Origin of the sequence: Pleomorphomonas oryzae DSM 16300, from assembly GCF_000422965.1 — a bacterium.
Lineage (GTDB): Bacteria > Pseudomonadota > Alphaproteobacteria > Rhizobiales > Pleomorphomonadaceae > Pleomorphomonas > Pleomorphomonas oryzae.
The window spans coordinates 274,653-293,803 of record NZ_AUHB01000005.1; the positions used below are offsets into that span (position 1 = coordinate 274,653).

Annotated in this window: 19 protein-coding genes; 10 read left to right on the top strand and 9 right to left on the bottom strand. The window is 62.1% G+C overall.

Translation table 11 applies throughout. The annotated features are described in order from the left end of the window. Positions 1 to 22: 22 nt before the first annotated feature. Positions 23 to 955 carry a LysR family transcriptional regulator gene (locus G522_RS0110750; RefSeq protein ID WP_026791038.1) on the bottom strand — a complete coding sequence of 311 codons (933 nt, stop codon included), beginning with the start codon at positions 953 to 955 and terminating at the stop codon, positions 23 to 25. A 123-nt stretch (positions 956 to 1,078) separates the two neighbouring features. Here G522_RS0110750 and G522_RS0110755 point away from each other — a divergent pair, with 123 nt between their 5' ends. Continuing rightward, positions 1,079 to 1,867: an alpha/beta fold hydrolase gene (locus tag G522_RS0110755; RefSeq protein WP_026791039.1), complete on the top strand. Its 789-nt coding sequence runs from the start codon at positions 1,079 to 1,081 to the stop codon at positions 1,865 to 1,867. Positions 1,868 to 1,974: 107 nt separating this feature from the next. Here G522_RS0110755 and G522_RS0110760 read toward each other — a convergent pair whose 3' ends face one another. Next, on the bottom strand, positions 1,975 to 2,850 hold the full coding sequence (locus G522_RS0110760) for a DMT family transporter (protein WP_210162914.1): 876 nt from the start codon (positions 2,848 to 2,850) through the stop codon (positions 1,975 to 1,977). A 135-nt stretch (positions 2,851 to 2,985) separates the two neighbouring features. On the opposite strand from G522_RS0110760, the gene G522_RS0110765 reads away from it, so the two are divergent. After that, complete coding sequence (locus tag G522_RS0110765) at positions 2,986 to 3,849, top strand: LysR family transcriptional regulator (protein WP_026791041.1); 864 nt, start codon at positions 2,986 to 2,988, stop codon at positions 3,847 to 3,849. 72 nt (positions 3,850 to 3,921) lie between these two features. On the opposite strand, the gene G522_RS0110770 is transcribed toward G522_RS0110765, so the two are convergent. The 4 genes from G522_RS0110770 to G522_RS0110785 form a co-directional block, all read right to left on the bottom strand. After that, the gene (locus G522_RS0110770) at positions 3,922 to 4,557 is read right to left on the bottom strand and encodes a 2-dehydro-3-deoxy-6-phosphogalactonate aldolase (protein ID WP_026791042.1); all 636 of its coding nucleotides are present in this window, start codon (positions 4,555 to 4,557) and stop codon (positions 3,922 to 3,924) included. A 2-nt stretch (positions 4,558 to 4,559) separates the two neighbouring features. Continuing rightward, positions 4,560 to 5,492 (bottom strand): 2-dehydro-3-deoxygalactonokinase, encoded by a 933-nt coding sequence (locus G522_RS0110775; RefSeq protein WP_026791043.1) that lies wholly within the window; start codon positions 5,490 to 5,492, stop codon positions 4,560 to 4,562. 73 nt (positions 5,493 to 5,565) lie between these two features. Beyond that, positions 5,566 to 6,747, bottom strand: a complete 1,182-nt coding sequence (gene nagA / locus G522_RS0110780) for an N-acetylglucosamine-6-phosphate deacetylase (protein WP_026791044.1) — start codon at positions 6,745 to 6,747, stop codon at positions 5,566 to 5,568. 50 nt (positions 6,748 to 6,797) lie between these two features. Then, complete coding sequence (locus G522_RS0110785) at positions 6,798 to 7,547, bottom strand: GntR family transcriptional regulator (RefSeq protein WP_026791045.1); 750 nt, start codon at positions 7,545 to 7,547, stop codon at positions 6,798 to 6,800. 517 nt (positions 7,548 to 8,064) lie between these two features. On the opposite strand from G522_RS0110785, the gene G522_RS0110790 reads away from it, so the two are divergent. From G522_RS0110790 to G522_RS0110810, 5 genes are all read left to right on the top strand, one after another. Further along, the gene (locus tag G522_RS0110790) at positions 8,065 to 9,240 is read left to right on the top strand and encodes a Gfo/Idh/MocA family protein (protein WP_026791046.1); all 1,176 of its coding nucleotides are present in this window, start codon (positions 8,065 to 8,067) and stop codon (positions 9,238 to 9,240) included. A gap of 13 nt (positions 9,241 to 9,253) precedes the next feature. Continuing rightward, positions 9,254 to 10,138, top strand: coding sequence for a carbohydrate ABC transporter permease (locus tag G522_RS0110795; RefSeq protein ID WP_026791047.1), 885 nt, complete (start codon positions 9,254 to 9,256; stop codon positions 10,136 to 10,138). A 3-nt stretch (positions 10,139 to 10,141) separates the two neighbouring features. Then, the gene (locus G522_RS0110800) at positions 10,142 to 10,984 is read left to right on the top strand and encodes a carbohydrate ABC transporter permease (RefSeq protein WP_026791048.1); all 843 of its coding nucleotides are present in this window, start codon (positions 10,142 to 10,144) and stop codon (positions 10,982 to 10,984) included. Positions 10,985 to 11,141: 157 nt separating this feature from the next. Then, on the top strand, positions 11,142 to 12,353 hold the full coding sequence (locus G522_RS0110805; protein ID WP_425414056.1) for an ABC transporter substrate-binding protein: 1,212 nt from the start codon (positions 11,142 to 11,144) through the stop codon (positions 12,351 to 12,353). Between the two features lie 99 nt (positions 12,354 to 12,452). Further along, entirely contained in the window at positions 12,453 to 13,580 is a 1,128-nt protein-coding gene (locus tag G522_RS0110810; RefSeq protein ID WP_026791050.1) for an ABC transporter ATP-binding protein, read from the top strand. A gap of 116 nt (positions 13,581 to 13,696) precedes the next feature. On the opposite strand, the gene G522_RS0110815 is transcribed toward G522_RS0110810, so the two are convergent. The 3 genes from G522_RS0110815 to G522_RS0110825 all read right to left on the bottom strand — a co-directional run bounded on the left by G522_RS0110815 (position 13,697) and on the right by G522_RS0110825 (position 16,859). After that, positions 13,697 to 14,785, bottom strand: a complete 1,089-nt coding sequence (locus tag G522_RS0110815; RefSeq protein ID WP_026791051.1) for a D-TA family PLP-dependent enzyme — start codon at positions 14,783 to 14,785, stop codon at positions 13,697 to 13,699. Then, entirely contained in the window at positions 14,782 to 16,269 is a 1,488-nt protein-coding gene (locus G522_RS0110820; protein ID WP_026791052.1) for a M81 family metallopeptidase, read from the bottom strand. The genes G522_RS0110815 and G522_RS0110820 overlap by 4 nt, the downstream gene beginning before the upstream one ends. A 98-nt stretch (positions 16,270 to 16,367) precedes the next feature. Beyond that, positions 16,368 to 16,859 (bottom strand): hypothetical protein, encoded by a 492-nt coding sequence (locus G522_RS0110825; protein ID WP_026791053.1) that lies wholly within the window; start codon positions 16,857 to 16,859, stop codon positions 16,368 to 16,370. Between the two features lie 112 nt (positions 16,860 to 16,971). Here G522_RS0110825 and G522_RS0110830 point away from each other — a divergent pair, with 112 nt between their 5' ends. The 3 genes from G522_RS0110830 to G522_RS0110840 are packed head-to-tail and all read left to right on the top strand — an operon-like array spanning position 16,972 to position 19,050. Next, positions 16,972 to 17,355, top strand: a complete 384-nt coding sequence (locus G522_RS0110830; protein WP_026791054.1) for a RidA family protein — start codon at positions 16,972 to 16,974, stop codon at positions 17,353 to 17,355. A 23-nt stretch (positions 17,356 to 17,378) separates the two neighbouring features. Beyond that, the gene (locus G522_RS0110835; RefSeq protein WP_026791055.1) at positions 17,379 to 18,245 is read left to right on the top strand and encodes a MurR/RpiR family transcriptional regulator; all 867 of its coding nucleotides are present in this window, start codon (positions 17,379 to 17,381) and stop codon (positions 18,243 to 18,245) included. Positions 18,246 to 18,273: 28 nt separating this feature from the next. Continuing rightward, complete coding sequence (locus tag G522_RS0110840) at positions 18,274 to 19,050, top strand: SDR family oxidoreductase (protein ID WP_026791056.1); 777 nt, start codon at positions 18,274 to 18,276, stop codon at positions 19,048 to 19,050. Positions 19,051 to 19,151: the final 101 nt, after the last annotated feature.

Consider the following 19,151-nt stretch of genomic DNA (forward strand, 5'->3'; position numbering starts at 1 on the left):
CCTCGCGTTGGGTGTTGCTGGCTTATTCGTCACCATCGCGAGCAGTCGGCAAGAGCTCCCAAGGCATGCCGTCGCCGATCCGTTCCGCGAGGTGCTCGACGAACCGGCGAAGCTTCAAAGACGTATGGCGCTTCGTCGGGTAGACGGCGTGGATCGCCAGATCCAACGTCTTGTGATCGGGGATAAGACGGCAAAGCGTTCCGGCCACGATCGACGGTCCGAATACGAAGGAAGGGCCGTAGGCGATGCCTGCTCCAGCCAGCGCCGCCGCCAGCAACATCTGCATATTATTGCTGGCGAGCCGGACAGGCCCGTCGATGACGTGATCCTGCCCGTGTGGATCGGTCAGCGTCCAGTCTCCGGGCGAAACGGCGTCGGTGAACACCAGCCGGGGTGCCTGACGCAGATCGTCGATCGTTCTCGGCATTCCATGCCGCTCCAAAAATGACGGCGCAGCGCAGAACACCATGCGGCAGGACGCCAGGCGCTTGGCGACAAGGTCGGAATCCTGCAGCTTGCCGATGCGGATCGCCACATCCACACCTTCCGCCAACAGGTCTATATAGCGGTCACTCAGCAGGGTCTCGATGGAGACGCCTGGGTATGTCTCGAGGAAGCTCGCCACCACCGGGCCCAGGTGCATTGCACTGAAGGTGACAGGAGCCGAAATCCGCAGAAGTCCACGCACACTCTCCTGCGCCTCCTGTGCCTCGTTGTCAGCGTCTTGGACGGCTTCAAGTATCTGTTTGCAGCGCGTGTAGTAGGTTCGTCCGACGTCGGTCAGCACCAGCATGCGCGTGCTGCGCTGAAGCAGCCGGGCTTGCAACTGTGCCTCAAGCGCCGAGACGTGCTTGCCTGCCATGGACGGCGACAGGCCGAAGCGCCGCGCGGCGCTGACAAGGCTGCCTTCCTCCACCGCCGCCACGAAAACCGCCATACCGGTCAACCGATCCATTTGAGCTCCTTTCGATAACAATATTATCAGATCGTGATAAAAATTGCCTGATTATATCTCCGTTCGATCGAGGCTATCTCGGTGGGTGTCGGCACATGCCGGCCCGAAACGAGAGGCATGGAAATGAAGATCGCATCGAACGGAATAACGCTGCACGTCGAAGAGCGGGGCCAGGGAGATCTGGCGCTTGTCTTCCTGCACTACTGGGGTGGCTCGTCTCGCACCTGGAAGCACGTCACGGCCGAGCTCGCGACCAGCTTCCATACCGTTGCCATCGATCAAAGAGGGTGGGGCCAGTCCGACGCTCCGGCTTCGGGATATGCTTTGGCGGATCTCGCAGCGGATGCCGAAGGGGTCATCGAAGCGCTGAGTCTGCATCGCTACGTCCTGATCGGTCATTCGATGGGCGGCAAGGTCGCCCAACTGATGGCGTCCCGCCGTCCCGCCGGATTGATGGGGCTCGTGCTGGTCGCTCCCTCTCCGCCTACGCCAATGGCTCTTCCTGTTGAAGCGCGTGAGGAGATGGTCGGCGCCTATGAGAGCCGAGCGGCAATCGAGGCGACCATCGACAATGTGCTGACGGCAAAGCCGCTTTCCGGAGAGGACCACGAAGCGGTGGTCCGGGACAGCCTGAACGGTGCACCTGCCGCGAAGCAGGCTTGGCCGCGCAGCACAAGCCAGGAGAATATCGCGGCCGAGGTCGGCAACATCGACGTGCCCACCATGGTGATCACGGGCGAACTGGACCGGGTCGATCCGGCGGACGTGCTCAGGGCGGAACTGCTGTCCCGCGTCCCACACGCTGCCATGCATGTGCTGCCGGGCACCGGGCATCTATCGATGCTGGAATCGCCCGGCGAGCTGACTGAGCTCATCCGAAGCTTCTCTGCATCGGTTGTCGGCGAAAAATAGGGAGAGAAGGGGACCTCACAGTCGTCCAGAAGCCCGGCAAAAGCCGGGCTTCTTGTTGTCAGACACGGTGCAGTCCTTGCACAACGATCTTGCCGAAACTTGCCATTTCAACGGGGCGCCTTTCCCGGTTTGGCTCCACTTGCGAGCCACACCCCGAAGATGGCGACGGCGACACCCAGTACCTGCGACCAGTGAGGCACTCGCCCGAACACGGCGGCGATCACCAACGCCGAGACCGGCACCAGGTTGAACAACACCGAGGTTGCGGCCGGGCCACGTTGGGCGATGCCGATCTGCCAGAAGACGAAGGCCAGCACTGAGCCGATCAGCGCCATATGCAAGCTCGCCAACCAGAACACCGGTGACGCGTCCGCCATGAGCCCGATCGGGCTTTCAGCCAAGAAAGCGATCACCACCAGCGCCAAGGCGCCAAACACCATGGTCCACACTGTGGTTTCCAGCGGTGCCGCGTCCTTCACCCACCGGCGGCATCCGATGGAATAGAGCGCCCAAGCGAGGCTTCCGGCGGCAATCAGCAGGTCGCCCGTAGCAAAATGCGCGCCTGAAAACGCGCCGACCGTCAGCGCCACGCCGACCAGGCTGACACCCATGCCGACCAATGCCATGCCTGCCGGCCGGCGCCAGTTGATCAGGGCATCGAGCAGGTTCGTCGTCAGCGGGCTGGTACCCATGATCAGCGCGGCCGTCACAGGACTGGAGGTTTTCATTCCCAAGAATAGCGCCGCGTTGAAACCGGTCACACCGATCAGCCCCAAGATTGCAAAGGCTGTCAGGTTGCGCCTGAGGACGCTGAGGTCGAGCCCTCGTATCGTCCAAAGCCATAGCAACGCCGAGATGGCGGCCAGCGCGAAGCGGAATGCGGCGGCGGTCCATGGTGATACCTCCGCCAAGACGAGCCGCGTTGCCTCGAAATTCGTACCCCAGAACACAGCGGCGAGCGCGCTGAGAAGAAGCGCTCTCATGTCCAGGTTTCGGCTATTGGCTATGGATATGTCGGACATCGGAAACCTCGTTTCTGCGGTTTCCCAACGATGTCCTTTCCAAGTCAGGCCGAATATGGAAAAATCAGGAAATCAGTTTTTCAATTTCGGAAAATCATGCAGCCGAACTGGGACGATCTGCGCATTTTTCTCGCCCTCGCCCGTGAGGGCAGCCTGACCGGCGCCGCCCACCGATTACGGGCGGGCGTGGCCACCGTCTCCCGTCGCATTGAAAGGTTCGAGGCGGCGCTCGGCGTGCCGCTCTTCCTGCGCCACCAGAGCGGCTATAGCCTCACCGATCAGGGCATGGCGCTCATGCCACGGGCCGAAGCAGCCGAGGAGGCGTTGGCTGGATTACGACGGGAGGCCGGCGAGCAGGATGAGATTCGCGGCCATGTTCGCATTGCCAGCATAGAGAGCCTGATCACGCCTTTGCTGGTACCGGCACTGACGCCGCTGATGATGGCGCATCCAAGCCTCGACATTGAAATCCTGTTCAGCACGCAGGCGGTAAACCTGCATCGCCGCGATGCCGATCTGGCGTTGCGCATGGTGCGGCCCGATCATGGTCATCTTCGCGTGCGCCAACTGGTGATGATGGGGTTCGGTCTCTACGGCCCGCCGGACGGCACTCGACCCGCACGACATATCTCGTGGCCCGAACAGGTTGGTCTGGGCACGGTTCTCGCGTGGTCGCGCACTTTCGCCACGCCGGGCACGCCACGATTTGCCGTCAACACCCTCGACTCGCAGGTCGAGGCGGTACGGCAAGGACTGGGCGTTTCGGTGCTGCCGCATTTCCTTGGCCGCCTGGCCGGCTTGTCCCTGATCGCCGAGCGGCTGCCCGATGGCAGCCTGATGGAACGTCCCGTCTTCATGGTCACCCATGCCGACCTTGCCGGCTCTAGCCGGGTCTCCGCGGTAGCCGAGGCCATCGCGGATAGCGTCACTGCCAGACGGGCCGAGTTCGGCCCGGGCTGAGCGACGCGAGAGTCGAGGACCCTCGAGCGGCCTGAGGGCAGCGAGCCTATCTTTGACTCCGCGCCTTGTTTGTCATCTGCCAATCGCCGCGTCGTAGGTCCTGGTCGCCGCCGCCGCCGCTGCCGCCACGTCGCTCGGCGTACGCCCAGGCTTGTAGAGGCCGGTGCCCAGACCGAAAATGCGGATGCCTGCCGCGACATAGTCGGCGAAAGTCTCATTGGAGACGCCACCGACGGCCGCCACCGGCACGCCCTTGGGCAGGATGGCCCGGATGGCCGTGATACCCGAGGAGCCGAGCACCGAGGCGGGGAAGAACTTGAGGGCCGATGCGCCGTGGCGAATGGCGAGCAGGGCTTCGGTTGGCGTCAAGACGCCGGGCAACGTGACCATGCCCCGGCTTGTTGCCATGGCGAGAACCTCGGGATCGACGTTGGGGCTGACCATCAACCGTCCACCGGCGTCGGCAACGGCGGCGCAGTCCGCGGCGCTCAGCACCGTGCCCGCCCCGATGAGAACGCGATCTCCATGACGCCGGGCGAGCCGCTCGATGGAAACAAGCGGATCGGGCGAGTTGAGCGGCACCTCGATGGCTTCGAAGCCCGCCTCGACCAGCACGTCGCCAATGGCCTCGACCTCGTTCGGATGAATGCCACGCAGGATGGCGACCAGCGGATAATGGAGTTCCGGCCAATTGACGGGGGATGCCATGTTCAAGCTCGCTTGTTCCAAAGGGTGAGGGCAACGCGGGAGAGGCCGCGCCGTGAGGCGAGTTCGGCATCAGCGGTGGTCGTCGTGAAGCCGGCGTGGGTGAGTGCCGTCTCGTAAAGCCGCGCCAGCGGACCGGCCGCGATAAGGCGAACCGGATGTTGCCGGCCATGGCGACGCGCGGCATCGCCAATCTCCGAGCCGATCAGCAAGCCCGATAGTTTGGCCGTGCCGTCATGCCGATCGGCGAACCCGAGCAACATGGCCGAGCGGATACGGAACAATGAGGAGGTGAGGGCGGCATCGCCCGACAAGGCGGCGGCGAGGCCTGCCGCGAAGGCCGGGCTGTCCGGCGTGGCGTTCACCTCTTTGTCGAGCGCCAGCGATACCACGCTGTGCTCGGCGACGAGGGCGAACAACTCTCCCGTCATATAGGTCGTGAAATCGACAATGGCTCCGTCCTCGATGCGGACCCATTTGCTGTGGGTGCCGGGAATGCAGACGAGGCCGGTAAACCCCGGCTCGATCGACCCCAGAATTTGGGTTTCCTCGCCCCGCATGACATCCGGTTCATCAGAAGACGCCTGCGCGACGCCAGGCAGAATGCGGACGTCGCCGTCGATATCGACCTGGACGGCCCCGGCGCCCAAGGCATCGAGCCGGGTGGGTGTATGGAGATAGGGCGCCTCTCGCCAGCCTTGGCGGGCGCCGGCCATACCGCAGATCAGAGCCGGCAGTCCGTCGCCGCCGAGCGCAGTGACATGACGCCGAAACACCGTCTCGAAACCGGCGGCGGCGCAGTGACGCATGCCTTCGTCGCTGCGGCGCTCGGCGAGCGGGGTGCCGTCGGCGGCCATCAGCCAGGCGCGAAAGCTGCTGGTGCCCCAGTCGATCGCCACGAAGGCGCCTCGTGCGTCACGGCCTTGTTGCTGTTCCACTTCTCCTCCCTCCGTCGGCTTCCTATTCGACGCCACTAAAGTTGCCGGTGTCGGTCGGCGTGGAAACAAAGGCTCATTGATCGGTGTTTGTCGGTTCGGATTGATGATAGGCGCAAACGCCACCGATATAGGTCGCGGCCAGCGACAGATCGCTTCGCAACAACAGGAAGTCGGCATCCATGCCGGCGGTCAGCTGGCCCTTGGAGGCGCAGCCAACCGCTCCCGCCGGATAGAGCGAAGCCATGTTGATCGCTTCACCAAGCGGCAGACCGAGCTGCTGATGCACGAAGAGAACGCAGGACAGCATGTCGATATCGGCACCCGCCAGCGTTCCGTCGGCGAGTGTCAACCGGCCGCCCTCGCGATAGACTTGGCGACCGTTGAGCTCGAAACTCGTCTGGTCCGTGCCGATGGTCGACATGGCGTCGGTCACCAGGAAGATGCGGCCGGGGCCTTGCTTGGCCCGCAGTGCCACCTGCATCACCGTGGGAGCGACATGAAAGCCGTCGGCGATCAGGCCGCAGGAGATCTGGCCGCTTGCCAGTGCCGCCCCCACCAGCCCGGCCTCGCGGTTAGCCATCTGGCTCATGGCATTGAAGAGATGCGTTGCCATTGAAGCGCCGGCAGCAATGTAGGCCGCCGCGGTCGCTGCCTTGGTGTCGGTGTGACCGAGGCTGACCACGTAGCCGGCTTCGACCAGCCGGGCGACCTGTTCCGCACTGACGCTCTCCGGCGCGATGGTGACGATCGCTTCTCCGAAAAGGCCGGCCGCGCCGATCAGTCGGGCAAGATCGGTGGCGGCCATGGGGCGGATCAGCGAAGGATCGTGGGTGCCCTTGCGTGCGACCGACAGATGCGGGCCTTCGAGATGCAGCCCGAGAAAGCCCGGCACTTTCTGTCGATGCGCCTCGATGCCGGCCGCGATCGCGGCCGCGCCGACCTCAGGCGTGTCGGTAATCAGCGTTGCCATGAGAGCGGTGGTGCCGAAGCGGGCGTGGGCGCCGCAGATGGTTCGGATACCGGCGACGCTCGGATCGTTGTTGAACAGCACGCCGCCGCCGCCGTTGACCTGCAGGTCGATGAACCCAGGCGAGACGATCATGCCCTTGGCATCCACCTCCGCAGTGCCGGCCGGCAATTGATCGGCCGGGACGATGGCCGCGATCCGAACGCCCTCGACGATCAGCGCTTGTCCGTCAACGAAAGTGGAACCATCGAAAATACGGCCGCGCGTGACGGCGAAGGGTGCAGGCATTTGAGGAAGGCTTCTTTCTGGCGGCTTATCACTGAAACGGGGAGGTTCACTCACTGCCCAACGGTCAGCTCGGCAATGAGGTCATAGACGTCGTTGCGATAGAGCGCGGTCGACATTTCCATGACCCGGCCGGTATCGAAATAGGCGATGCGCTGCACGGACAGCGCCGGCGATCCCGGCGGCACACCAAGCAATTGGGTCTCCGCGTCCTTGAGGAGGACAGCCGAAATGCGCTGATTGGCCCGCACCGGCCGCACGCCGCGCTCCGCCAGCGCCAGATAGAGGGAATCGTCGATGACATCGGGATTGGGAAGAATGTCGTCGGGCAGGCTGGTGCGTTCGAGGGCGATGGGCATGTCGTTGGCCGTGCGTATGCGAATCAGCCGGGCAACGCGCGCATCGCTGGCCAGACCGAGCGTCATCGTTTCCTCCGGCGTTGGAAATACCAGGCCACGGCTGATCCAGCGCGATCCGGCCTGCATGCCGCGTCGGCGCATGTCGTCGGTAAATGACGTCAGGCGCGACAAGGGCTGCTGAAGGCGTTCGATCGGCTTGACCACAAAGGTGCCGGAGCCGCGCCGGCGCACCAGCACCCCGTCGGCGACCAGCGTGTCGATCGCCTTGCGAACGGTGACGCGGCTGATCGCTCCGGCGTCGGCGATATCGCGTTCAGGCGGCAAGGCATCGCCGTGCTTCAAGCGACCAACGGTGATGGCGTTCTCGATGACGGTCTTGAGCTTGAGATAAAGCGGGCCAACGCTGGCCGATTGCAGCTCTTCGAGGGGCAGGCTGCCATTCATATTGGCGATCCCGACCCATTTGGCGCCATTCCGGATCGAATGCTTGCCCAGGAGAGGTACGAAGGTCTGCCCATCATCGATCCATCTCTCCTGGTCGCGGATAATACCAGCACGATACCAAGATCGAAAATAGTTTTCACCAAAAAACGAACTGGGCGCCTCAACTTTCAAAAGGGCGATGAATTTCAATCTATTAGCCTTGATGCAATCGGGCTGGCATGGGTCATGGACTCGCGGCCTTTTTTGGTATTATTCTAGGGACAAATACGGTGGAGATGGAGTCCGCCCGCCAAAAGCGGCAACCAAACTCTGCCTACGGAACAGTAGACACAGCGGTTTATCGAAGGCCCGGACAAAAGCAGGCTTGCGTGGCATGTCGCCGCGCGAGGAAAGATGCTTGTTGCCTTCGAAGTAGAATTCATTTTCACAATCAGGTCGGTATGCCGGGTTTTGTGTTGACCATGGGAAGGTTTTCCCGCAGTCTGCGAAAAAAAATTAGATAAGGGGATCTCTAGTCATGAGGGTCGGCATTATCGGTCTGGGTTTCCGACTGGGCTATCTCGGAGAGACATTCAGGGACATCGATCCCAATTTTGAAATCGTTGGCTACTTCGACCCGGAACCGGCCGGTTTGCCACAGCTCGAACGCGCCGGCATTTCGCCGGGCCAGAAATTCGACACCCCTGAAGCCGTCGTCGCCGCGAAAGATCTCGATCTCCTGATGATCGGTTCGCCGAACCATCTGCATCTCGAGCATATTCGTATCGGTCTCGAAGCCGGCCTGAAGGTTTTCTCGGAAAAGCCGATCGTCGCGTCAGTCGAAGAAAGTTACGAGCTCGCCCGTCTTCTGGCCAAACATGGCCATGATCGCCTGCTGGTCGGCTTGGTGCTGCGCTATTCGCCGCTTTACCGCGACCTGCGCGCCGCGCAGGCGTCGGGACTTCTCGGGGACATCGCTTCCATTGAGGCGTCCGAGCACATCCCGCCCTATCACGGCGCCTTCTTCATGCGCGATTGGCGCCGCTACGGCCACTACAGCGGCGGGTTCATGCTCGAGAAATGCTGCCACGATCTCGATCTCTACAACGGGGTGATGGGAGTCCGGCCGCGCTTCGTGTCCAGCTTCGGCGGTCGTCGCAGCTTCACCCCGGCCAATGCGCCTCAGGCGCGCGGCGTCAACGACCTCGAAGTGTATCATCGCAAGCCGAGCGGTTGGATGGGCACCGATCGGGTGTTCGACAGCGACGCCGACATCATCGATTTTCAGACGGCCATCGTCGAATACGACAACGGTGCCTCGCTGACCTTCCACACCAATCTCAACGTGCCCGACGACTACCGGCATTTTTGCGTCGTCGGAGCCAAGGGCATGGCCGAGGGCGATTTCGTTCGCGGGTTCCTCAGGGTCCATCGTGCCATAGACAGCGAAAAGCTCATCTCGAACTCCTATCAGGCCCCCTCCGCCAAATCGCAGCATTACGGCGCCGACGAGCAGATGGCCGCCGATGTCATTGCCCATGTCGTCAAAGGAGCCCCCCTTCCGGTGTCGGCTCTCGATGCCATCGAGGCCGGCATACTGGCGCTCGCCATGGACGAGGCCCGCATGGCGCACAAGGTGGTCGATCTCGCGCCGATCTGGGCGACCTATGACGCCTGCCTGCATGGCAGCGCCAAGCGATCGATGAACGGCTGAGGGAGGCGATAGCATGAATGCCAGTCGCAGCGCCGCCATCTTCGCCTGGATGCTCTTGGCGCCGGCGCTGATCTACGTCATCGCCATCGTCGCCTATCCGCTGGTCGATACCATCATTCTGTCGTTCACCGATACCGCCCTCAAGAAGACGGTGAATTGGGTCGGCTGGGACAACTACGTCAGGATTTTCAAGTCCGGCTTCGACGTCATCATTCTCCGCACCGTCGTGTGGACCTTCTTTTCGGTCTCCATCAAGATGATCATCGGGGTCCTTGGCGCGACGCTGCTGAACGCCGCGGTGCCGGGCCGCGCGATCTTCCGCGTACTGACCATGCCGCCGTGGATCGTGCCGATGGCCATCGGCATCTTCATGTGGGGCTGGATGTACAACGGCCAGTTCGGCATGATTTCCGGCCTGCTGCAGCGCTTCGGGCTGGTCGACGGGCCGGTCGCTTTCCTCGCTTATGGTTCGACCGCCTTCTGGGCCACCATCTTTACCGACGTCTGGATCGGCGTGCCGCTGGTCACGCTCTACATGCTGGCGGCCATTCAATCCATTCCCAAGGATCTTTACGAGGCCGCCTGGGTCGATGGCGCCAGCCGTCTCTATCGCCTGCGCCGTATCACCCTGCCGCTGATTGCCCCGTCGCTGATCACCATTTCGATGATCTCGCTGATTTCGACCTTCAACTCCTTCGACATCATCTGGATCCTGACGCGCGGCGGCCCGTCGGGCGAAACGACCACCATGATCATCGACACCTACAAGACCGCCTTCGGGTCCTACAAATACGGCGAGGGCTCGGCACGGGTCGTTCTGGTGGCGATGTGCCTGTCGGTCTTCTGTTTCTTCTACTTCCGCATCGTCAACAAGCTTGCGGCCACGCAGGAGCGCTGAGCCATGATCGACAAGTACACCTGGTACGAGAAGGTCGGCATTTATCTCGGCATCTTCGTCTTTCTCAGCTTCGTGCTGTCGCCGTTCGTGGAAGGTTTTCTCGTTTCGCTGAAGCCGATGCATCAGCTGTTTTCATCTCCCTACAGCTTCTGGCCGAAGGAAGGATCGTTCGACGCCTATTTCCGCATCTGGGAAACGGTGCCGTTTCTGTGGCTCTACATCCTGAACGGCATCTTCATTGCCGTTGTGGCCACCTTCCTCGGGCTTTGCATGATCATTCCGGCCGCCTATGCGCTGGCCCGCATCGAGTTCCGCGGACGTGGCGCCACGCTGAGCGGCTTCCTTATGGTCAACATGTTTTCGGGCGCCGTGCTCCTCATCCCACTTTACCGTCTGATGCGGGAAACGGGGCTGCTCAACACCTACTTCGCCATGATCGTCCCCGGCACCGCCTTCATTTTGGGGACCGGCATCTGGCTGCTCAGGGCCTATATGCTGCGCATCCCGAAGGAGCTTGAGGAAGCCGCCTTCGCCGACGGTGCCAGCCGCTTCTACACCTTCCGTCGCGTGGTTCTGCCCTTGGCCATGCCGGGCATTCTGATCGCCGGCATCAACTGCTTTCTGACGGTCTATGCCCAGCAGTTTATCTATGCGCTGACGTTCAACTCGAAGTCGGAATACATGCCGCTGTCGGTTGGCCTGTTCGCTTTCTTCGGTCGCCAGGAAGTGACCTGGAACGAACTGATGGCGGCCAGCATCGTCGGCATCACGCCGGTGATGATCGTCTTCTTCTTCCTTCAGAAATACCTTGTGGCAGGCCTCACCGCCGGCGCCGTGAAATCGTGAGAATTCCGTTCGGGGTGTAAGTCCGAATGAGATGCCGGCACCGCAGCGGGGCCGGGTGTGGGGTAAGGGACTCGGACCGCAGGATCATCGGCCGGCGCCCTTTGATGACTGAAAACTCGACAAAATGAAAACCAGAGGAGAACAGTCAATGTCTAGGATGACGAAAGTAACGCTCGGTGCCGCCGCCATGCTGATGGCCGGTACGGCTCTGGCCATGGCCGCCGATCAAACCATCAGCTGGATCTATTGCGGTGACACCATCGACCCGATCCATCAGAAATATATCAAGGAATGGGAAGGCAAGAATCCGGGCTGGTCGGTTAAGCCCGAGCTGGTTGGCTGGGACCAGTGCCAGGACAAGGCGACCACACTTGCCGTCGCTGGCAACCCCGTTGCCATGGCCTATGTCGGCTCGCGCACGCTGAAGCAGTTCGCCGAGAACGACCTCATCGTGCCCGTGCCGATGACCGACGACGAGAAGAAGACCTATTATCCCAACATCGTCGATACCGTGACCTTCCAGGATACCCAGTGGGGCATTCCCATCGCCTTCTCGACCAAGGCTCTCTACTGGAACAAGGATCTGTTCAAGGCCGCCGGCCTCGATCCCGAGACGCCGCCCAAGACCTGGGCCGAAGAAATCGCCGATGCCAAGCAGATCAAGGAAAAGACCGGCATCGCCGGCTATGGCCTGCCGGCCAAGACCTTCGACAACACCATGCATCAGTTCATGCATTGGGTTTACACCAACAATGGCAAGGTGACCGACGGCGACAAGATCACCCTCGACAGCCCGGAGGTGCTCGCCGCGCTGAAGGCCTACAAGGACATCACGCCCTATTCGGTGGAAGGCGCGACGGCCTATGAGCAGAATGAGATCCGCGCCATCTTCCTCGACGGCAAGGTTGGCATGATTCAGGCCGGCTCGGGTGCGGCCAACCTGCTCAAGAAGACCAAGATCAACTGGGGCGTCGCCCCGCTGCCGCTCGGCCCGTCGGCCAAGGGGCCCGGCACGCTGCTCATCACCGACAGTCTGGCCATCTTCAAGGGGACCGGCGTCGAGGGCAAGGCGACGGAATTTGCCAAGTTCATCACCTCACCAGGGCCGCAGGGCGAATATGAGCTGCAGGGCGGTGCCGGCCTTACCCCGCTGCGTCCGTCGCCCAAGGTTGACGAGTTCGTCAAGGCAGATCCGACCTGGAAGCCGTTCATCGATGGCATCGCCTATGGTGGTCCGGAGCCGCTGTTCAAGGACTACAAAGGCTTCCAGAACGTGATGATCGAAATGGTTCAGTCGGTCGTGACCGGCGCGGCCGAGCCGGAAGCCGCTCTCAAGAAAGCAGCTGCCGATCTCGAGCAGTACAAGTAATCCTGCCAACGTCCCGCGAGCCGGTCCGGCTCGCGGGATCTCCAATCGACGGAATGGAAGCCGGTCAGCGATGGTCGAGCTTCGCGGAGAACCAGAGCCGTGGGGCAGCTACAACTCAAAGAGGTCAACAAGTCCTTCGATGGCTACGAGGTGCTGAAAAGCATTAGCCTCGGGGTCGATGAAGGTGAATTCATCGTGTTCGTCGGGCCGTCCGGCTGCGGCAAGTCGACGCTCCTGCGGATGATTGCCGGGCTCGATTCGACCAGCAGCGGCGATATCGTCATCGATGACATCAGGGTCAACGACAAGCCGCCTGTTGACCGTGGCATTGCCATGGTGTTCCAGTCCTATGCGCTTTACCCGCACATGACGGTGTTCGAGAACATCGCCTTTCCATTGCGGGTGGAAAGACTTCCCGAAGAAAAGATTCGCGAGAAGGTCGAGGGGGTCGCCAAGATTCTGCAGCTCGACAAGCGGCTGCAGCAGAAGCCCGGTATGCTCTCAGGCGGCCAACGCCAACGCGTCGCCATCGGCCGGGCCATCGTGCGCGAACCCAAGATCTTCCTGTTCGACGAGCCGCTGTCCAATCTCGACGCGGCGCTGCGCGCCGAGATGCGCCTCGAGCTCAGCAAGCTGCATGCCCAGCTCAAGGCGACGATGATCTACGTCACCCACGACCAGATCGAGGCCATGACCATGGCCGATCGCATCGTGGTGCTGAATGCCGGCGATATTGCCCAAGTCGGCGCGCCACTGGAACTCTATCACAAGCCGCGCAACCTGTTCGTCGCCGGCTTCATCGGCAATCCCAAGATGAACTTCCTGCCGGTGGTCTGTACCGGTACCAGCGATGAAGGCGTCACCGTCGAGTTCGCGGGGCAGTCGATGCTGGTCCCTGTGGCGCCGCGACAGTACCTCGTCGGCAAGGCGATGACCCTAGGCATCCGGCCGGAGCACCTGCAGCTGGGCGGGGGAAACATCAATGTTTCAGTTATACCGGCGGTCATCGAGCATCTGGGCATCAACACCATCGCCTATGCCAACCTGCCAACCGGAGAGCCCTTCTGCGCCCTGCTGCCTGGTTCGGCTCCGGTGCAGGCCGGAAACGAACTGAAGGTTGGCATCAAGGCGGAGGACTGCCACCTGTTCGACGCCGATGGTTGGGCTCTCGATCGCCGGGTCAATCTCGCCGAACTCGGCATGCCCACGCTGAATCCTGAGGCATAATCAGAGCCGTGCATTCGGTTGCTTCGGCGGTGGCCACCCGAACTTATGGCTCCGCGACAGACTTTATCGCGGAGCCGTTTCGTTGATATTGGCTTTCATTTCGCGCCGGCGGCTGCCTACCAGACGAGACCGCGAGCGGCCACCGGCTCGACGCGCGTCACGACGCCGTTGCGATGGAAGACCATGCGGTCGAACAGGTTGGACACCACGCAGGTGTGGTTCGGCACGATGCGGACGCGCTCGCCGATCTCCGGGCGTCGGCCCGATACCTTGGACAGATCGACGGTGCCGTGCTCTTCGGAGAGGCCGGTGATGACGGCGTCCGGGTATTCGACGATCAACCCGAAATCGGCAAAGCCCAGGAGATCGGAAGTCAACGCTTTGGAGCCGGCATCCAGGATGGCGCGGTCCGGCGTCGGCCGCGATACGACGGTTGCCAGGATGTGCATGGCGCAGTCGTTGAGCGTGCAGTGGCCGGCTCGCACCATGGAACGGTCGTTATAGACGTAGGTGCCGGCGCGGTGTTCGGTGGCCGAGGTCACTAGATGGGCAGAGAACAGGCTGGGCGTGCCGCCATTGCTGACGATGGGGCAGTCGATACCCTCGGTCTTCAATCCGGTCAGCGTCTCCGCGAAGAAGGCTTCCGTCGCGGTTTCGCTTCCGGCCTTCGGATAGGTCATCAACCCACCGAATGCCAAGGCGTTGCTGCCGGCGATGCGCCGGGCGAGAGTCAGCGCCTCGGCGGGTGTTTGCACACCGCACCGGCCGGCACCGGTGTCGCATTCCACCAGAACGGTGAGCGGCTTGCGGCCGGCGAAATAGCCGGAAAGCCCATCGACGGTGACGATGCTGTCGGCCACCACCTTCAGTCCGGAGATCCGATCGTTGAGGTCGGCAAGGCGGGCCAGCTTGTCCGCACCGAGGATGTTGAACGTGATCAGGATGTCGTCGAAGCCCGCGTCGGCGAACACTTCCGCTTCGGTGATCTTCTGGCAGTTGATGCCGCGAGCGCCAGCCTGCCGCTGTGCCTCGGCTACTGCCGGGATCTTGTGCGTCTTGATGTGCGGCCGGAAATTCAGATGGTGGGCATCCATGTAGGACTGGACGCGCGCGATGTTGGCGGCGAGGCGATCCTCGTCGATAACCGGCTGGGGCGTCGGAACGGCGGAAATCGGATCACCAGCGCGGGGAGTAACGACGGTCATTGCGAGGCTGCCTCGTTGGTTCGAACGGTACCATGCGGGTCGGCGATCATCGGCCAGATGTCGCGGCGCGCCCGGCGGTAAGGCGTTGTGGCGGGATCATTAGGATAGGGTCGTCCGGCCGAGCAATAAAGGATTTCCGACGCGATCTTGGAGAAGGCGGCATAGAAATGGTTGGTGGACTTGATCAGCAGAATGTCCTTGGACAGCGGATCGATGCCGACAGCTGTAAACAATGACGGATCGTAGCTTTGTACCCGCACGGTACCCAGGACGACGTCGATACCCTTGAAGTGGATGTGGACGGCGGCGCCGAATGGCGCCACGCTGTCGCCGAAGCGCATTTCGGCATTCGGCACGACACGAACGACCTTCACCAGGGCGTCGATCGGATCGCCTGTGAAGGGGGCCGATTTGGCGCCGAAGCGCAGCGGAATCTCCGCCCCTTCGCCGGCCGCCATGCAGATCTGCACGGCGATGGGGTCCCAGATCAGGCCGACGGCAACATTGCTGGCGCTCCTTGCCAATAGCTCCTCAAGGATCACCGTGGCATCGCCGGCCGTGCCGCCGCCCGGATTGTCCCAGACATCGGCTATGATCACCGGGTGCGTCTTGGCGGCGAGGGCGCGGCTGACTGCCTCTTTCTCGTCGATCTGCGGCACCATGTAGGTTCCACGCTTTTCGAACAGCTCCATACCGAGGTCGCGCGCCAGCTTCTGTCCTTTGGCTGGATTGCCATTGGTAACGGCGATGGTCTTGGTGCCCATTTCCGGCACGTCGCCGGCCATGAAACCATGGATGACCGACAGCGACAGCACGTCGTCATCAGTTGCTTCGATTTGTTTCAGGCGGTCGACGAAGCTGCGCATCGGCTCGCGCGACGTCGGGAAGACATCGATCATGCGGCAGTCAAAGACGCTCATGACCGGCCTGATGCGGCCTTCCAGAGTCGCGACGGCAATCGCCCAGAGATCTTCCGCCCGATCGACGAAATCGGTGTGGGGAAACTCCTTGAAGGCGACGAAGAAGTCGACGGCGGCAACCCGCTTGGCCGTTAGGTGGCTGTGCGGATCGATCTCGGAACAGACCAATATGTCCGGACCGACAATCGTTCGGACGCGTTCCAGCAAATCGCCTTCGGGATCGAGATAGCCATCGGCAACCATGGCCCCGTGCAGGCCAAGCACCACGGCATCGACCGGCAAGGCCGCCTTGAGCTGATCGAGGATCTCATCTCTCAATTCCTCGAACGTCGCTCGGTTGATCAGCCCGGCCGGGTCAGCCCAAGTGGCAGTTCCCTCGATCAGTGTCCAGCCCTTCGCCGCGCAGACCTTGCGCCCCACGGTGATCGGCGCGGTGCACAGCGTCGGTGTCGATGGGTGCTGGCCGGGCGGAGCATAGAGCGACTCTTCAAAAGCGCGGCGATCAATGCAGATCGGAGAGAAGGTGTTGGTTTCCGTTGCGAGAGCGGCAGTGAAGATACGCAAGGTCGTGCCTCGGTTTGGTAGCAGGTGTCGGGCTGAAGAAGTCAAAGCCCGGCGTCGCGCCGGAGGATGCCGGCAGCGACGCGAAGAGACCGCTTATCTCAGGCGATGCCCATCGGGTTGGGCAGATATCCGGTGAAGCCGGCGATCTTCCAGCGTCCCTGATGCAGACGGCAATAGTACAGGGTTTGCCACGCCATGACGTCGAAGCCGCCGTCGGCCTTGCGGATGCCGCCGTCGAATTTTTTCCGCACCAGGGCGGTTTCGCCAACGATGTCGATGTCCTCGAGCCGTGTGGTACGGAAAATGGCGGCGCGCGGGTCCTCGCCATAAGCTACGCTCAGCCCCTCGCGCGCCTGGCGCAACCATTCGTCGCGGTAGACGGCGAGCGTCGGAAAGGCCAGCGTCCACTTGTCGGGATTGGCGTCCTTGTTGCCGGAAATTCCGAGAAAGCCGTCCTCAATGAAATCGTCGGCCACCATCGACCAATCGGCACTGAGGTAGGCGTCGATATCGCGCGTAACAAGCATGTCCCACATGGTGCGACGCGCGGTGTCGGTCTCCGGGAAGGGGTTACGGAAGGGATCGCGCATGATGACTCCGGTTCTAAATTCTTTTCATTATACTGAAAAAGCTCTGGCAGAAATCCGGTTTTTATGGTCCATTGTCAACGTATAAAGAAAACATTTTGCAGGCGTGCCTTTCATGACCATCACGAGATATGGAGCTGTCCAGTCAGGAGCTGGCGGCCAGAAACTGCCGTTTGCGCGCGCCGTTGAAGCTGACGGATGGCTCTATGTTTCGGGGCAGGTTGCCATGGAACATGGCGAAGTGATTGTTGGCGGCATCGTCGAACAGACGCACAAGGCGATCGGTAATCTGATAGCCATCCTGCATGAGGCCGGTTACGGGGTGGAAGATGTCGTCCGCGTCGGCGTGTGGCTCGACGATCCGCGCGACTTCTGGAGCTTCAACAAAATTTACGTCAGCTATTTCGGCGATAACCCGCCGGCGCGAGCTTGCGTGCAGTCGTCCATGATGGTCGATTGCAAGGTCGAGATCGACTGCGTCGCCTACAGGGCGCGCTGAGCCGGGGAGGGGTGGTCGGGCTGATGGATATTTTTACGACGATCCAGGAGATGCGGCCGCAGTTCTCGACGTCCGAACAGCGGATTGCCGATATTCTGCTGACCCAGCTCGAATTCGCCGTCGGCGCCTCGATTATCGATCTGGCCGGACGGGCCGAGGTCTCACCTCCCACTGTCACCCGCTTCTGTCGCCGGCTCGGGTGCCAGAGCTTTGCCGATTTTCGTGTCCGTCTCGCTAAGACCGCCTATGTCGGCGTCCGCTACCTCAATCCGGAGGCCAAGAGCACCGAACCCGCTGATGTGGCCGAGGATGTGATCACCAAGGCGCAGAACGCGCTCTACACGGCGCACCGGTCGCTACAGCCGGACATACTCGATCGGATCGCCGATCGGATCGCCCGCGCCGAAATGGTCTACGCCTTCGGCTCGGGCGGCAGTTCGTCGATGGTCGCGTCTGAGTTGCAAAACCGTCTGTTTCGTCTCGGCACCCGGGTGGTCGCCTGCAGCGACCACGACATGCAGCTGATGCTGACGGCCGCGGCGCGCACCAATGACGTCCTGATCGGCTCCTCCTTTTCCGGGCGCAACGCCTCGCTGGTTCGCTGCTTCAACCTGGCGCGCGAGGCCGGCATCAGCGCCATCGCGCTAACCCGTCCCGACAGTCCGGTGGCGGAGGCGGCCGAGATGACGGTCGCCATCGACCTGCCGGAGGCCGACAATATTTTCCGCCCGACATCCACCCGTTTCGCCTACCTTGCGGTCGTCGACATCATCGCCAGCCTGGTTGCCTATCGCAACCGCAAGCTTTCGACGGTGACGCTGCGTCAGATCAAGCAGCAGCTGATCGAGCATCGCGACGGCACCGATAACAGCCAGATCATGGGAGACTGAACATGTCGCGTTTCGAGGGCGCGCGCCCATGAGCGGTTCGATCGCCGTTGTGACCGGTGCCGCCGGCGATATCGGTCGGGCCATTGCCCGTCGTCTGGCCGACTCCCATACTCTCGTCGCGCTGGTCGACATCGACGCCGACGCTCTCGGCAAGGCGACCGAGGGGCTTGGCAGCGCCAGTCAGTTCCTGCCCGTCGTTGCCGACGTGACCGATTGGGCGGACCTCACCGTCGTGGTAAAACAGATCGGCGCGCTCGGATCGGTGACGACGCTGGTCAACAACGCCGGCGCCGCACGCGCGGTATCGCTGCACGACACGACGCCGGAAATCTGGCGCCAGGATGCGGCCCTCAACCTTGAAGCCTCCTTCCTGATGTTCAGAGCCTTCGAGGACCAGCTCAAGGCCAGCCAAGGTTCGTTGGTCAACATCGCTTCGGTCAACGGCATGGCTGTGTTCGGCCATCCCGCTTACAGCGCCGCCAAGGCCGGCCTCATCCATCTGACGCGGCTGATCGCCGTCGAGTATGGCAAGTTCGGCATCCGTGCCAACGCCGTTGCGCCCGGCACGGTCCGCACCCAAGCCTGGGAAGCCCGGGCGGCCGCCAATCCGCAAGTGTTTGAAGAGGTCAAGCGCTGGTACGCGCTGCGCCGCATCGCCTCGGCCGAAGACGTGGCCAATGCCGTGTTTTTTCTCTCCAGCGATCAGGCGGCCGCCATCACCGGTGTCTGCCTTCCCGTCGACTGCGGCCTGACCGCCGGTCAGGCGGAGCTCGCCCATACCTTTTCACAGTCCGAACATTATTGACCGCGTGTCCTAGGAAAAGGGATGGCGCTCCGGTGCCGTCCTGTCGCCAGCCGAGGCATCGGCGATCAGCATCCTTGTCGCAAAAACGCAGCGGCAAAGCC

What these genes read in the sequence shown, in the direction of transcription:
- G522_RS0110750 (WP_026791038.1), bottom strand. Translation starts at nt 955, where the DNA reads ATGGATCGGTTGACCGGTATGGCGGTTTTCGTGGCGGCGGTGGAGGAA.
- G522_RS0110755 (WP_026791039.1), top strand. Translation starts at nt 1,079, where the DNA reads ATGAAGATCGCATCGAACGGAATAACGCTGCACGTCGAAGAGCGGGGC.
- G522_RS0110760 (WP_210162914.1), bottom strand. Translation starts at nt 2,850, where the DNA reads ATGAGAGCGCTTCTTCTCAGCGCGCTCGCCGCTGTGTTCTGGGGTACG.
- G522_RS0110765 (WP_026791041.1), top strand. Translation starts at nt 2,986, where the DNA reads ATGCAGCCGAACTGGGACGATCTGCGCATTTTTCTCGCCCTCGCCCGT.
- G522_RS0110770 (WP_026791042.1), bottom strand. Translation starts at nt 4,557, where the DNA reads ATGGCATCCCCCGTCAATTGGCCGGAACTCCATTATCCGCTGGTCGCC.
- nagA (WP_026791044.1), bottom strand. Translation starts at nt 6,747, where the DNA reads ATGCCTGCACCCTTCGCCGTCACGCGCGGCCGTATTTTCGATGGTTCC.
- G522_RS0110785 (WP_026791045.1), bottom strand. Translation starts at nt 7,547, where the DNA reads ATGAATGGCAGCCTGCCCCTCGAAGAGCTGCAATCGGCCAGCGTTGGC.
- G522_RS0110790 (WP_026791046.1), top strand. Translation starts at nt 8,065, where the DNA reads ATGAGGGTCGGCATTATCGGTCTGGGTTTCCGACTGGGCTATCTCGGA.
- G522_RS0110795 (WP_026791047.1), top strand. Translation starts at nt 9,254, where the DNA reads ATGAATGCCAGTCGCAGCGCCGCCATCTTCGCCTGGATGCTCTTGGCG.
- G522_RS0110800 (WP_026791048.1), top strand. Translation starts at nt 10,142, where the DNA reads ATGATCGACAAGTACACCTGGTACGAGAAGGTCGGCATTTATCTCGGC.
- G522_RS0110805 (WP_425414056.1), top strand. Translation starts at nt 11,142, where the DNA reads ATGACGAAAGTAACGCTCGGTGCCGCCGCCATGCTGATGGCCGGTACG.
- G522_RS0110815 (WP_026791051.1), bottom strand. Translation starts at nt 14,785, where the DNA reads ATGACCGTCGTTACTCCCCGCGCTGGTGATCCGATTTCCGCCGTTCCG.
- G522_RS0110825 (WP_026791053.1), bottom strand. Translation starts at nt 16,859, where the DNA reads ATGCGCGATCCCTTCCGTAACCCCTTCCCGGAGACCGACACCGCGCGT.
- G522_RS0110830 (WP_026791054.1), top strand. Translation starts at nt 16,972, where the DNA reads ATGACCATCACGAGATATGGAGCTGTCCAGTCAGGAGCTGGCGGCCAG.
- G522_RS0110835 (WP_026791055.1), top strand. Translation starts at nt 17,379, where the DNA reads ATGGATATTTTTACGACGATCCAGGAGATGCGGCCGCAGTTCTCGACG.
- G522_RS0110840 (WP_026791056.1), top strand. Translation starts at nt 18,274, where the DNA reads ATGAGCGGTTCGATCGCCGTTGTGACCGGTGCCGCCGGCGATATCGGT.